This is a genomic window from Micromonospora sp. ANENR4, assembly GCF_015354395.1.
GTDB classification, from domain to species: Bacteria; Actinomycetota; Actinomycetes; order Mycobacteriales; family Micromonosporaceae; genus Micromonospora; species Micromonospora aurantiaca.
Genome location: NZ_JADKYQ010000007.1, coordinates 202290 through 216052 on the forward strand (window position 1 = coordinate 202290; position 13763 = coordinate 216052).

The 13763-nt window shown below is 74.5% G+C and carries 10 protein-coding genes; 2 read left to right on the forward strand and 8 right to left on the reverse strand.

Features of this window, described 5'->3' with window-relative positions; genetic code table 11:
* The first annotated feature begins 4 nt into the window (after positions 1-4).
* On the forward strand, positions 5-1393 hold the full coding sequence (locus tag IRY44_RS14400) for a HAMP domain-containing sensor histidine kinase (protein ID WP_194800900.1): 1389 nt from the start codon (positions 5-7) through the stop codon (positions 1391-1393).
* Between the two features lie 6 nt (positions 1394-1399).
* On the opposite strand, the gene IRY44_RS14405 is transcribed toward IRY44_RS14400, so the two are convergent.
* From IRY44_RS14405 to IRY44_RS14420, 4 genes are all read right to left on the reverse strand, one after another.
* The gene (locus IRY44_RS14405) at positions 1400-2341 is read right to left on the reverse strand and encodes a TAXI family TRAP transporter solute-binding subunit (protein ID WP_194800901.1); all 942 of its coding nucleotides are present in this window, start codon (positions 2339-2341) and stop codon (positions 1400-1402) included.
* Between the two features lie 82 nt (positions 2342-2423).
* Positions 2424-3071, reverse strand: coding sequence for a hypothetical protein (locus tag IRY44_RS14410; protein ID WP_194800902.1), 648 nt, complete (start codon positions 3069-3071; stop codon positions 2424-2426).
* Between the two features lie 109 nt (positions 3072-3180).
* The gene (gene yaaA, locus IRY44_RS14415) at positions 3181-3984 is read right to left on the reverse strand and encodes a peroxide stress protein YaaA (RefSeq protein ID WP_269698064.1); all 804 of its coding nucleotides are present in this window, start codon (positions 3982-3984) and stop codon (positions 3181-3183) included.
* A gap of 16 nt (positions 3985-4000) precedes the next feature.
* A complete protein-coding gene (locus tag IRY44_RS14420) occupies positions 4001-5605 on the reverse strand; it encodes a hypothetical protein (RefSeq protein ID WP_194800904.1) in 1605 nt (534 codons plus the stop codon).
* Positions 5606-5687: 82 nt separating this feature from the next.
* Here IRY44_RS14420 and IRY44_RS14425 point away from each other — a divergent pair, with 82 nt between their 5' ends.
* On the forward strand, positions 5688-6764 hold the full coding sequence (locus IRY44_RS14425; RefSeq protein ID WP_194800905.1) for a phosphatase domain-containing protein: 1077 nt from the start codon (positions 5688-5690) through the stop codon (positions 6762-6764).
* A gap of 104 nt (positions 6765-6868) precedes the next feature.
* Here the strand turns inward: IRY44_RS14425 and glgB are convergent, their stop codons facing one another.
* The 4 genes from glgB to IRY44_RS14445 form a co-directional block, all read right to left on the reverse strand.
* A complete protein-coding gene (gene glgB / locus IRY44_RS14430) occupies positions 6869-8971 on the reverse strand; it encodes a 1,4-alpha-glucan branching protein GlgB (protein WP_194800906.1) in 2103 nt (700 codons plus the stop codon).
* Positions 8959-11055 (reverse strand): alpha-1,4-glucan--maltose-1-phosphate maltosyltransferase, encoded by a 2097-nt coding sequence (locus tag IRY44_RS14435; RefSeq protein ID WP_194800907.1) that lies wholly within the window; start codon positions 11053-11055, stop codon positions 8959-8961. The genes glgB and IRY44_RS14435 overlap by 13 nt, the downstream gene beginning before the upstream one ends.
* A 4-nt stretch (positions 11056-11059) precedes the next feature.
* Positions 11060-11944, reverse strand: a complete 885-nt coding sequence (locus IRY44_RS14440) for an SDR family oxidoreductase (RefSeq protein ID WP_194800908.1) — start codon at positions 11942-11944, stop codon at positions 11060-11062.
* Between the two features lie 100 nt (positions 11945-12044).
* The gene (locus IRY44_RS14445) at positions 12045-13760 is read right to left on the reverse strand and encodes a 3-ketosteroid-delta-1-dehydrogenase (RefSeq protein ID WP_194800909.1); all 1716 of its coding nucleotides are present in this window, start codon (positions 13758-13760) and stop codon (positions 12045-12047) included.
* Between the last annotated feature and the right edge of the window lie 3 nt (positions 13761-13763).

Here is a 13763-nt window from a genome sequence, read left to right on the forward strand (position 1 = left end):
GGTCGTGCGCCGCCGGCTGGTGATCAGCTACCTGCTGCTGATGGTGCTGGTCCTGATCGCCCTGGAGACACCGCTGGCGGCCACGCTCGCGACCCGGGAGACCGACCGGGTCCGCGCCGACCGTCTCGCCGACGCCACCCGCTTCGCCTCGCTGGCCGGGCCCGCGTTGCGGGGCGGCAGCCCCGGCCCGCTGGACGGGGAACTGGCCGCCTACGACGCGCTCTACGGCATCGGCGCGGCAGTGGTGGACCGGGACCGCCGTACCGTGGTGGCCTCGTCCGGGTGGGAGCCGGGCGCGGGCACCGGCCCGGCGCTCGACACCGCGCTGTCCGGGCAGCAGTTCAGCGGCCCGGAGTCGGTCTGGCCCTGGGTCGGCGGCCCGGTGGTGACGGCGGTGCCGATCAACGACGGCGGCGAGGTGCTCGGCGCCGTGGTCACGACCAGCCCGGCGGACGGTGTGCGCCGCACGGTCACCGTGTGGTGGCTGCTGCTGGCGGGCATCGGGCTGCTGGCGGTGCTGGCCTGCGTCTCGACCGCGTTCGGGCTGGCCGGCTGGGTGCTGCGCCCGGTCACCGAGCTGGACGCGGTGACCCACGAGATCGCCGAGGGCCGCCGCGCCGCGCGGGTCCGCGCCGGACTCGGGCCGCCCGAGCTGCGCCGGCTGGCGACCAGCTTCAACGACATGGCCGACGCGGTGTCCGACGTGATGGACCGGCAACGCGCCTTCGTCGCGCACGCCAGCCACCAGCTGCGCAACCCGCTCACCGCGCTGCGGCTGCGGGTGGAGGAACTGGGCCCCAGCCTCACCGACCCGGACGGGCGCGCCGAGCACCGGCTCGCGCTGGAGGAGACCGACCGGCTCGCCACGGTGCTCGACGCGCTGCTCACGCTGGCCCGCGCCGAGCGGGAGGAGAACCAGCGGGTCACTGTGGACGCCACCGCCACCGCCGCCTCCCGGGTGACGGCCTGGCTGCCGTTGGCCCGGCACCGGGAGGTCACGCTCCGCCTCGACGCCGAGGACGCGCCGGCGTACGCCCGGACCGTGCCGACCGCCATCGACCAGGCGCTGGACGCCCTGATCGACAACGCGGTGAAGTTCAGCGGCACCGGGGGAGAGGTGACGGTGACCGTACGCGCCGTCGGCGGCGGGACGGTGCTGACCGTCAGCGACACCGGTCCGGGCATGACCGCCAGTCAGCTCGACCAGGCCACCGAGCGGTTCTGGCGGGCGCCGGACGCGCAGAACGTGGACGGCGTGGGCCTCGGGCTGACCATCGCGGCGGTGCTCGTCGACGCCTCCGACGGCCGGCTCACCATGCGCCAGGGCGAGCCCCGGGGCCTGGTCGCCGAGCTGTGGTTCCCGGCGCCCGCCGACGCGCCGGTCCGGTGCTGACCCACGTCAGGGCTTCGCGGCGCGATACCACTGCGCCGCGCCCGGATGCAGCGGCAGCGGAGTGGTGACGATCGCCGACCGGGGACTCATCCGTCCCGCCGCCGGGTGCGCTGCGGCCAGTTCCTGCCGGCGGTCCATCAGCAGGCGGGTCACCTCCCGCACCAGCGCGGCGGGCAGGTCGGCGCGGACGATCAGGTAGTTCGGGTTCGCCACGGTGCTGACCGGGTCGGCCCGGTACACCGAGCGCGGCACGTCCCGGGTCACGTAGACCTGCCCGTACGCCCGGCGCAGCGGCTCGGTCCAGTCGCCGAGGTCCACGATCCGCAGCGAGGTTCGCTGGGCCAGCTCGGCGACGCCGCGTACGGGTAGCCCGCCGGAGAAGAAGAACGCGTCGATCCGCCCGTCCCGCAGGGCCGCCACCGAGTCGTCCAGCCCCAGGTGCTCCTGGCGGACCCGGTTGCCGCCGAGCTGGGCCACCTCCAGCAGGCGGCTGGCGGTGATCTCGGTGCCGGAGCCGTCGGCGCCCACCGACACCCGCCGGCCGCGCAGGTCGCCGAGGGTGCGGATCGGCCCGCCGGCGCGGGTGACCAGGTGCAGCAGGTCGTCGTAGACCCGGGCCACGGCGAGCACCGACGGATGTTCGGGCTCGCGCGGCGGCAACACGTCGGCCTGGGTGAAGCCCAGCTCCGCCTCCCCGGCGCCGACCAGCCGGACGTTCTGCGCCGACGCGGCGGTGACCACCACCTCGGCCCGTACGCCGGGTACCTCCCGGTTGAGCAGGGACGCCAGCGACTGGCCGAAGGCGTGGTAGACGGCGGTCGGGCTGCCGGTGGCGATGCGGATCCGGGTCGGCTCGGACGGCTCGTCCCGGCATCCGGCCAGCCCGGCGACGAGCAGCAGCACCAGCACGAGCGGGGCGGCGGCGCGCACAGGCCAGTGTCGGCTCACGGGCTGCACTCTGCGCCGTGCACCCGTCACGGCGCAAGCCCGCACGGTGGGGGCACCGCCGCGCGAGCCCGCACGGGGCCGGTCAGCTCGCCGGGGCCAGCTCCGCGCTCTCGGTGATCCGCTGCCGGTGCTCGCCGTTCGGTACCACCACCAGGAAGCAGCCCGAGCCCGGCCGCAGTGCCGCCGGCACGTCCAGCAGCGCCGCGCCGCGTACCAGCACCGCCGCCAGGTCCCGGTCGGCGAGCCGGATGCCGAGGCAGTGCCGGCGGACGTGCCGGCCACCGGCGAGCAGCGCGGCCCGCCAGGCCGCCGCGGCCAGCCGGGGCCGCCACAGCCGCCGCGGCGCCGATGCGCCGGGGAACGGCCCGCCGAGCAGCTCCCGGCGTCCCTGCCGCCAGCCCGCGGCCAGCAGATTCGCGTACGCCGCCCGGTGCGGCGGCGGCACCGACAACCGGTGCAGCTCGTAGCGGCGGCGCAGGCCACCGGTGGTCAGCTCGTGCTCCACCGGCACGTCGAGGCGTCCCAGCAGCTGCCGCATCCGCTGCGCCGCGTCCTCGCGGTTGAACTCGGCGATCCCGCCCCGGTGCGGTCCGGAGTCGAGACGGCGGACGTCGGCGGCCGGCGGCGGAGTGCAGCGCACCATGCAGGCGACCTCGAAGGCGTCGGTCAGGGTCAGCCAGTCCAGTGGCGGCGGCGACGGGCGCGGGCGGTCGAGCAGCGTGGTGAGCATCGGCGCGGCTCCTCGGTCAGAGTCGGGGTACCTCTACCGTCGCTGCCGAGCGCCGGACCGGGAACCGATGCGCCCCAGCCTTGAGCAAAATTTGCGGGAAGCCCGCGGCTCAGAGTTCGGTGACCACCAGGTCGACCTGCCGGGGCCGCCCGGCCGCCCGGGGCGCCTCCTCGACCGTGTACTTCAGCTCCCGCAGCGCCCCCACCAGGGCGTCGGCGGTACGCGGCCGGGCGTCGGCGAGCAGCAGATCCCGCACCAGCCGGCCCTTCGTGGCCTTGTTGAAGTGGCTCACCACCGACCGGGTCGGCGTGCCGTCCACGATCCGTTCGTGCAGCACCCGCACCGTCACCGTGCGTTCGGCGAGCGCGCCGCGCGGCGTCCAGGTGGCCGCGTACGCGCCGGACCGCAGGTCCAGCACCGGGCCGCGTCCGGCGGCCGGCTCCAGCACCGGGCCGAGCGCCTCCCGCCAGTACGCCGACAGCGCGCCGAGCCCCGGCAGCCGCGCTCCGATCGGGCAGCGGTACGGCGGGATCCGGTCGGCGAGGCGTACCGCGCCCCACAGGCCGGAGCTGATCAGCACCTGGCGGCGGGCCGCCCGCTGCGCGTCGGGCGGCAGCGTGTCCAGACCGAGCGCCTCGTAGAGCACGCCGGTGTAGAGCCGCCCGGCCGGCGCGGTGGCCGCCTCCCGCAGCCGGGCGTTGCGCCGCAGTTCGCCGCGCTGCCCCTCGGTGAGGCCCAGCGCGGTCCGGGCCGCCGTCTCGCCCGGCCCGGCGCACAGGTTGACGAGCGCGGTCAGGACCGCCTCCCGGGCCGGGTTCAGCTCGGTCAGGGACAGCCGGGACAGGTCCAGCCGGCGGCCGGTGCCGGCCTCGGCCTTCCCCTCCGACGGGGGCAGCAGGATGAGCACCGGCACAGCGTACGGGCCGGGGTCAGCGCCACGGCCGGACGGCACGCTCGGGGTGGTACACGCGACTACCGCCCACCTCGGCCACCACCGCCGCGTCGGCGCGGTCTCCCAGCAGCCGCCGCAGCGTGCGCTCGGCCGGGGAGCCGGCCGCCACCACGTACCCGGGCCGGTCCGCGCGCGCCACCCGCTGCCAGTACGCCGGATAGCGGTTCTGCCCGGGAGTGAGGGCGCCGTCGAGCACACCGCAGGCGACGGTCTCCCCGGTGTTGAAGATCAGCCGGTTGCAGGTCCAGTAGTCCCCGTACACCTCGTGCAGACCGGCCTGCCGCACCGTGTCGGCCAGGCGGCGGGCGGTACGCTCCTCGTCCCGTACGCCCGGCACACCGGTCAGGAATGCCACGGTCCCGGCGACGGTGGCGGCGGTCAGCCCGGCCAGCACCGCCGCCGCCGTGGCGCCGCCCAGCCGGGCCGCCCGTCCGGCGGTGCCCCGCACCGCGTGCGCGGCGGCCAGCCAGAGCGGCCACAGTACGGCCGGCAGCGAGATCTGGAGCACCGACAGGTAGCGGGCGTTGCCGAGCGGGTCGGTCGCGGCGAGCGGACTGCGCACGTACGCCAGAAGTGTCAGCGCCGCGCCCACGACCAGGGCGAGGATCGCCACGGCCCGGACCCGCGCGGCGTGGTCGGCGGCCCGGCGGTACGCGAGCAGCCCGAGCCCGGCGGCGGCCACCAGCAGCACCGGGTAGAGCACGCCGAACCACTGCGCCCAGCGCGCGCAGCCGTCCATCGGGCACATGCCCGACGCCAGCGGCACCCCCTCCAGCAGCCCGCCGCGCAGCCGCTCGGCGAGCGACGGCGCGACCCCCTCCTTGGTGCTGATCTCGCGGAACACCGACAGCGAGTCCTGCCCGGGCGGCGCGACGAGGTTGTCCTTGACCACCGGGGCGATCCCGGCCAGGAAGCCCACCACCAGCAGCACACCCGGCCAGCCGATCAGATCCCGGGGCACCGCCACGGCGAGCACCACCGCCGCCACCAGCAGGTACGGCGCGATCAGCCAGTCCGACCACAGCGCCAGCCCGGCGAGCAGCCCGAACGCGCCGGTGGCCAGCCAGTGGTGCCGGATCCGCCGGTCGCCGAGGGCCACCGCGATCAGCAGCATCGCCAGCACCGCCGGCTTGACCTCCGGACGGCCGCCGACCACCGTGAGCTGGTCGCGGACCACCCGCTCCGAGCCGAGCGCGAGCAGGCCCACCACGACCACTGCGAGCCAGGGGGAGAACAGGCGGCGGGTCAGCCGGTACGCCAGCCACAGGAAGACCGCGAAGAGCGCCAGCAGGGGCAGCCGCAGCAGCGGCCAGCTCGGCCCGGCCCAGCCGACAAGCGGCGCGGCCAGGTACGACTCCAGCACGCCCATGTAGCGCTGGCCGTAGAGGAAGACCGGCCGCTCACCGCGCTCGGCGATGTGCAGCGCGGCCAGGCCGAACGTGGCCTCGTCGCTGTTCGACGCGGGCACCGTGAGCAGCGTCAGCACCAGCCGGTAGCCGACGGCCGCGACGCCGAGCAGCAGCGCCACCAGCGCCGGCGCGTCCGGACGCGGCAGTACCCGGTCCCGCTTCGTCGTCGACACGACAAACGCCCCCGTCGTCGTCCCGACCGCAGTCTGTCACGGCGGCGCCCGCCGCCGGGTCGGATCGGCGTGGATCACTCGCGTGGCCCGGCCGGTCCGGTTGTGGCACTGTTGCCGTGTGCCGCCCACACCACCGGACCAGCTTGCCGTTCCGCAACTGCACCGCGCCGCGCGCTTCGAGGACGCCGTGCACGGCCTGGTGGAGCGCCGGTTGCGGCGCACCGGGTGGCAGCCCAACATCATCGCGTACGCGGGCTACGGCGCCCCCGGCTGGGCGCGCGTGCTCTGCCGCGTGCTGCTCGGGCGTCCGGACACCCGGCGGCGGGGCCGGCTGGACAAGGTGCGGGGCTGGCGCAGCTTCGCCACGCTGCCCGCCAAGCACGTGAAGGTGACCATCGAGGCCGACGGCGTGCGCCAGGAGGTGACCGCCGACCGCAGCGGCTTCGTCGACACCGTGATCGAGGCCGACTTCGCCCCCGGCTGGGGCTGCGTACGCCTCAGCGTCGCCGACGCCGAGCCGGTGGAGGCGCTGGTCCGCGTGCTCGACCCGGCCGTCCGGTTCGGCATCCTCTCCGACATCGACGACACGGTCATGGTGACCGCGCTGCCCCGGCCGCTGCTCGCCGCGTGGAACACGTTCGTGCTGGACGAGCACGCCCGCACGGCGGTGCCCGGCATGGCGGTGCTGTACGAGCGGCTGGCCACCGCCCACCCGGGCGCGCCGGTCTTCTACCTGTCCACCGGCGCCTGGAACGTCGCGCCGACGCTCACCCGGTTCCTGTCCCGGCACCTCTACCCGGCCGGGCCGCTGCTGCTCACCGACTGGGGGCCGACCGCGGACAGGTGGTTCCGCAGCGGCCGGGAGCACAAGCGGGCCACGCTGGCCCGGCTGTCCCGGGAGTTCCCCGAGGTGCGATGGCTGCTGATCGGCGACGACGGACAGCACGACCCGGAGATCTACCGGGAGTTCGCCGCAGCGCACCCGGACCACGTGGCCGGGGTGGCGATCCGGCAACTGTCCCCGACCCAGTCGGTGCTCGCAGGCAGCCTCCCGGCACCGGCGGGCCGTTCGTCGTCGGGCCCGATCGGCCAGAAGTGGCTGAGCGCCCCCGACGGCGCCGGCCTCTGGAAGCTGCTGCGCGAAGCCGACCTGGTCTGACCGTCTTTTGCTTCTCCGCGTCGATCATGAAGTTGACGGCGTTGTGGATCTCTTAGAGTGCCGCCAACTTCATGATCAACGGGGGTCGCGGGGCCGGCACGGGGTCAGCGGGGGGAGAGCCAGAGGACGCCCAGCGGGGGGACGCGCAGCGCCACCGACGCGGGCAGGCCGTGCCACGGCACGTTCTCGGCGTGCACCTCGCCCAGGTTGCCCACGCCCGACCCGCCGTAGTGGTGGGCGTCGGTGTTCAGCGACTCCGCCCACGTACCTGCGGCCGGGAGGCCGATCCGGTAGTCCTCCAGCGGAGTCGCGGAGAAGTTCGCCACGCACACCAGCGTCTGCCCGTCCGGGGCGATCCGGATGAACGACACCGCGTTGTTGGCGACGTCGTCCCCGGCGATCCAGCGGAAGCCGGCCGGGTCGGTGTCCTGCGCCCAGAGCGCCGGGCTGGCCCGGTAGACGCGGTTCAGGTCGGCCACCAGCCGCTGCACGCCGGCGCGCGCCGGGTCGTGGGTCAGGTACCAGTCGAGGCCCCGCTCCTCGCTCCACTCCCTGTCGTCGGCCAGCTCGCAGCCCATGAACAGCAGTTGCTTGCCCGGGTGCGCCCACATGTACGCCAGCAGCCCTCGCACGGTGGCCAGCCGCTGCCAGGTGTCGCCGGGCATCTTGCCCGCCAGTGACCCCTTGCCGTGCACCACCTCGTCGTGGCTGATCGGCAGCACGTAGTTCTCGCTCCACGCGTACGCCAGCGAGAACGTGAGCTGATGGTGGTGGTGCTGCCGGTAGATCGGGTCCTTCGAGGTGTAGAGCAGGGTGTCGTGCATCCAGCCCATGTTCCACTTGAAGCCGAACCCGAGCCCGCCCTCCGAGGTCGGCTTCGTGACGCCGGGCCAGGCGGTGGACTCCTCGGCGATCATCAGGACGCCCGGGTGGTGCCGGTAGACGGTGGCGTTGACCTCCTGGAGGAACGCGATCGCCTCCAGGTTCTCCCGGCCGCCGTGCACGTTCGGCGCCCACTGCCCGTCCTGCCGCGAGTAGTCCAGGTAGAGCATCGACGCGACCGCGTCCACGCGCAGCCCGTCGATGTGGAACTCGTCAAGCCAGTACAGCGCGTTGGCGACGAGGAAGTTGCGCACCTCGTTGCGGCCGAAGTCGAAGACGTACGTGCCCCAGTCGGGGTGCTCGCCGCGACGCGGGTCGGGGTGCTCGTACAGCGGGGTGCCGTCGAAACGCGCGAGCGCCCACTCGTCCTTCGGGAAGTGCGCCGGCACCCAGTCCAGGAGCACGCCGATGCCGGCGGCGTGCAGCCGGTCCACCAGGTACCGGAAGTCGTCCGGGTCGCCGAACCGGGCGGTCGGCGCGTAGTAGCCGGTGACCTGGTAACCCCACGAGCCGCCGAACGGGTGCTCCATCACCGGCAGGAACTCCACGTGGGTGAAGCCCATCTCCAGCACGTACGCGGTGAGCTGCTCGGCCAGCTCCCGGTAGCCGAGGCCGGGTCGCCACGAGCCCAGGTGCACCTCGTACACGCTCATCGGCTCCTGGTGCGGCGCCTGCCGGGACCGGCGCGCGAGCCAGTCCGCGTCACCCCACTCGTACCGTGACTCGTGCACCACCGACGCGGTGGCCGGCGGCACCTCGGTGCGCGCGGCCATCGGGTCGGCCTTGTCCCGCCACCGGCCGTCGGCGCCGAGGATGCGGTACTTGTAGCGGCTGCCCACCGGCATGCCGGGCACGAAGATCTCCCACACGCCGCTGGAGCCGAGCGAGCGCATCGGCCACCCGTCGTCCGGCGCCCAGCCGGTGACGTCGCCGATCAGCCGCACCGCGCGCGCGTTGGGAGCCCAGACGGTGAACGCGACGCCCTCGTCGAAGACACGGGCGCCGAGCGCCGCCCAGAGCCGCTCGTGCCGGCCCTCGCCGATCAGGTGCAGGTCGAGGTCGCCGAGCGTGGGCGGATAACGGTACGGGTCGTCGTGCGGCGTGCCGTCCACCTCGACCCGGTAGTCGAGCACCTCGCCGGGGAGCACCGCCTCGAAGACACCGGCGTCGTGCACCCGCTTCATCGGGTGCCGTTCGCCGTCGGCGAGCACCGTCACCTCACCCGCGCCCCGGCGCAGCGTCCGGATCGTGGTGCTCCCGTCGGCCGGATGCGCGCCGAGCACGGCGTGCGGGTCGTGTACCTCGCCGGCGATCAGCTGGTCCATCGGGCGTCGTCCTTGTCGGCCGGTGCGGTCGGGGCGGTGCCGCCGGAGAGGTCGGCGGGTACGTCTTCCACTGTCAGGTCGGGCGCGGCCGGGTGCTCCGGCTCGGCGGGGGCCGGTGCGGCCGGGCGGCGCACGGTGAGCACGTGCGCCGGTTGCAGGTACGGGTCCAGGCGTACCGCGTTGCGCTGTCCCCAGTCGTACTCGGCGCCGGTCAGCTCGTCGCGCACGGTGAACCGCTCGTGCCAGTCCAGGCCGAGCGCCGGCATGTCGAGCGTGGTGTTGCCCCACTGCACCTCGCGGGAGTCGAACGAGCAGACCACGATCACCGTGTTGCCGGTCTCCGGGTCGTGCTTCGACCAGCACAGCAGTGCCGGGTTGTCGATGTCGTGGAACCGCAGGTTGCGCAGCCGGTGCAGGGCGGGGTTGTCCCGGCGTACCCGGTTCAGCGTGGTGATGAACGGCGCCAGCGACCGGCCCTGCGTCAGCGCGGCGTCCCAGTCCCGGGGCCGCAGCTCGTACTTCTCGTTGTCCAGGTACTCCTCGGCACCCGGGCGGGCGACGTGCTCGAACAGCTCGAACCCCGCGTACATGCCCCAGGAGGGGGACAGCAGCGCCGCCAGCACCGCCCGGATCTTGAACATCGGCGGCCCGCCGTGCTGCAACGACGAGTGCAGGATGTCCGGCGTGTTCGGCCAGAAGTTCGGCCGCATCCAGTCCACCGACGCGACCAGCTCCTCGCAGTACTCCCGCATCTCGGCCGCCGTCGTGCGCCAGGTGAAATAGGTGTACGACTGGGTGAAACCGATCTTGCCGAGCCCGTGCATGATCGCCGGCCGGGTGAACGCCTCGGCCAGGAACAGCACGTCCGGGTCGACCTTCTTGACCTCGGCGATCAGCCAGTGCCAGAAGTCGAACGGCTTGGTGTGCGGGTTGTCCACCCGGAAGATCCGGATTCCCTCGCAAACCCAGTGCAGCACCACCCGCAGCACCTCGGCCCGGATGCCCTCGGGGTCGTTGTCGAAGTTCAGCGGGTAGATGTCCTGGTACTTCTTCGGCGGGTTCTCCGCGTACGCGATGCTGCCGTCGGCCCGGGTGGTGAACCACTCCGGGTGCTCGGTGACCCACGGATGATCCGGCGCGCACTGCAACGCCAGGTCCATCGCCACCTCCAGCCCCTGCTCGGCGGCGGCCGCGACGAAGTCGCGGAAGTCCTCCGGCGTACCCAGGTCGGGGTGGATGGCGTCGTGGCCGCCCTCGGCCGCGCCGATCGCCCACGGCGAGCCCACGTCGTCCGGCCCGGCGGTGAGCGCGTTGTTGCGGCCCTTGCGGTTGACCCGGCCGATCGGGTGGATCGGCGGCAGGTAGAGCACGTCGAAACCCATCGCCGCGACACCCGGCAGCCGCTCGATCGCGGTGGCGAACGTGCCGGAACGGGCGGGCGCGTCGACAGTCGCCGGGACCGCGCCCTCGGAACGGGGGAAGAACTCGTACCAGGCGGAGAAGAGCGCCCGCGGCCGGTCCACCCAGAGCGTGCGCTCCTCGCCGGTGGTGACCAGCTCGCGGACCGGGTGCTCCCAGAGCAGGCCGGCCAGATCCAGCGCCGCGCTCACCCGCCGCGGCAGGTCCAGGCCGTCGTCGGCCAGGGCCCGCACGGCTTCGCGTACGCGATCACGGTCGACCTTCGGCACCAGGTCGAGCGCGGCGGTCAGCACGCGTACGCCCTCGGCCAGGTCGTTCGCCAGCTCGGCCGCGCCCTGGCCGACGGCGAGCTTCTTGGTGACCGCGTTCTGCCAGGTGAGGTACGGGTCTTGAAACGCCTCCACGGCGAAGCGCCACAGGCCCACCGCGTCCGGGCGGATGGTGGCGTGCCAGCGGTCCTGGCCGGGCTCGCCGGGGCGCATCCGGGTGAACGGGCGGGCCGCGCCGTCCGGGCCGAGCCAGACCACGTTGCACCCGAGCGCGTCGTGGCCCTCGCGATAGGCCCGTGCCGACACCGGCACGACCTCGCCGACCACCGCCTTGGCCGGGTAGCGACCGCAGGAGACGACGGGGGAGACGTCTTCGATCGGGAACCGTCCAGTCACCCGCTCAACCTACTGCGCGAGATCCTCTCGCGCTCGGTTGCGCGCTGCTTCCACGGCGCCACGCCTTGGCGCGCCGCATGTAACGCAGCACCCCGGCCGGCCCGGTGGAGACGGGCCAGTCGTCGGTGCGGAAGTAGGCGTCCGAGCCGCCGTCCAGGAAGATCACCGAACCGCAGAGGAAGTCGGCGGCCGGCGACAGCATGAACGCCACCCACTCGCCGACGTCCGCCGGCCTGCCGCGCCCGCCGATCGGCACCGGCAGCCCCTCGACCGCCTCCTTCTCGCCACGGGCGATCTGCTCCTCCAGCAGCGGGGTGGCGATGATGCCGGGGGCCAGGACGTTCACCCGGATGCCGGCGCCGGCCCACTCCGGCGAGATCGCGGCGTGGCGTGCCCACCGCGTCACCGCCAGCTTCGAACTCGCGTACGCGAACGGCGCCGAGCGCTTGCCGAAGCGCCCCACCACGCGCAGCGCCCTGTCGGCGTCGCGGTCGAGCAGGGCCCGTACGGCGCGCTCCGGCACCATCGGGGTGAGCGTGACGGAGTTCGAGCCGAACACCACCACCTTGCTGTTGCCGGCGGCGGCCAGCGCCGGTCGCCACGCCTCGAGCAGCTCCACCACGCCGAAGAAGTTGACCTGCTGCACGAGCCGGTCCCGGCCGGGGATGCCGCCGAGCCCGGCGGCGCAGACCGCCCCGTCGAGCCGCCCTCCGGCGCGCTCCAGCACCTCGGTCGCCGCCGCCGCGCGCCCGGCCGGCGTGGAGAGGTCGGCGACGACCTCCACGTCCCGCAGGTCCACGCCGACGACTGTGTGCCCGTCGCGCCGCAGCCGCTCGGCGGACGCCCGGCCCATGCCGGAGGCCGCGCCGGTCACCGCGTACGTACCCATGTCGGTTCCTCTCCGCTTCGCCGGCGGTCGGTCCGGGCCGGCCCCGTGCGTCTGCCGGATGCTGGCACGCGGGGCGGGCCCGGGTGCGACAAAACCGTGCCTATTCCGCCGTCCGGCGGCCCTCGGCCCGGTCGGCGGCGGGGAGCTTGCCCGCCGCGTGCCGCCCGACGATGTAGCCGTAGACCAAGCCCTGGCCGATGGTCGCCCCGGCCCCCGGGTAGGTGCGGCCGAAGGCGTTGGCGGCGGCGTTGCCGATCGCGTACAGCCCGGGGATCGGTGTCCCCGCGTCGGACAGCGCCCGGCCGAGGCCGTCGGCCCGGACCCCGCCGCAGGTCCCGAGGTCGGACAGGACGACCCGGACGGCGTACAGGTTGCCGGCCAGGGGCCGCAGGTTCGGGTTGGGCGTCACCGTCGGGTCGCCGTAGTAGCGGTCGTACGCGCTGGCGCCACGCGCGAAGTCGTCGTCGACGCCCGCGGCGGCGAGCTGGTTGAACCGCGCCAGCGTGGCGCTCAGCGCGTCGGCGTCCACGCCCATCGACCGGGCGAGGTCACCCGGGGTGCCCGCGCGGTGCGCGATGCCCGCCGCGTACCAGGACTTCGGCAGCGGGGCGCGGGGGAAGTGCGTGCCGGCGAAGACGTAGCTGTTGCGGTACCGCTGGTCGAAGACCAGCCACATGGCCGGCAGTGCTCCGACCTCGTGGGCGAGGCCGAGCACCCGCTGCCCGAACGTCATGTAGTCGCAGGACTCGTTGACGAACCGGCGGCCCGTGCCGTCCACCATGAGCGACCCGGGCAGGGAACGCTCGGCGAGGAGCACCGACGGCGCGGCGTCGCCGACCGGCGCGACGGCGGGGAACCACCACGCTTGCTCCATCAGGTCGGTGCCGGCGCCCGCCGCCTGGGCGGCGCGGATCCCGTCGCCGGTGTTGCTGTCCGCGCCGAGGCTCCAGTCGCCCAGGTCGCGGTGGTGGTGGACGTGCCGCAGCGGCAGGTCGTGGTCGAAGCCGCCGGTGGCGAGCACGACACCTCGCTCGGCCCGTACGGTGAACGTCGTCTCCCCGTGGCGCAGCTCGGCCCCGACGACCCGGTCCCCGTCGACCAGGAGCCGCTCCAGCGCCGTCCCGGTCCACACCGGGATGCCGGCGCGGCGGACGCCGGCGAACAGGCCGGCGGCGATGGCCTGGCCGCCGGCGGCGTACTCGCGCCCGAGCGCGAGGCCGCCGAGACCCTGGGCGAGGCGGGTCACGATGCGGGGCAGCGCGCGGACCGGGGTCCTCGCCATCAGGTTGAGCCACTTGTAGTCCGCGCCGGTGACCGGCATGGGCACTGGCGCGGAGAGGACGGCGGGACGCAGCCGCGCGCGGTCGGCGCCGAGGACCTTCAGGTCGAGCGGGCGGCACTCGCAGCTCCGGCCCTCAGCGGTGCCGCCGGGCAGCTCCGGGTGGTAGTCGGAGTAGCCGCGAGCCCAGAGGAACCGCATCGGGGTGGTCCGCGTGAGCATCTCGATCGTGGCGGTGCCGTGCTCGAGGAAGCTGCGCCAGCGCTGGTCGGGCGCGGAGCCGTCCACGACTGCCTCCAGGTACGCCGCGCCGCGCTCGGGCGTGTCCCCGGAGCCCTCGGCGGCCAGGACGGGGTTGGCGGGGATCCAGAAGGCGCCGCCGGAGCGGGCTGTGGAGCCGCCGACCCAGCGCGACTTCTCCACGACCACGACGGAGAGGCCTGCCTCGTGGGCGCTGAGCGCGGCGGCGAGGCCGGTGCCGGAGCCGATCACGACGAGGTCGACCGAGGCCGGCTGGGGCTGCCGGGGTACGGACATCGG

Bases quoted from the DNA above. Each gene is read 5' to 3' on its own strand.
- IRY44_RS14410 (WP_194800902.1), bottom strand. From the start codon at position 3,071: ATGCTCACCACGCTGCTCGACCGCCCGCGCCCGTCGCCGCCGCCACTG.
- glgB (WP_194800906.1), bottom strand. From the start codon at position 8,971: ATGGACCAGCTGATCGCCGGCGAGGTACACGACCCGCACGCCGTGCTC.
- IRY44_RS14440 (WP_194800908.1), bottom strand. From the start codon at position 11,944: ATGGGTACGTACGCGGTGACCGGCGCGGCCTCCGGCATGGGCCGGGCG.
- IRY44_RS14445 (WP_194800909.1), bottom strand. From the start codon at position 13,760: ATGTCCGTACCCCGGCAGCCCCAGCCGGCCTCGGTCGACCTCGTCGTG.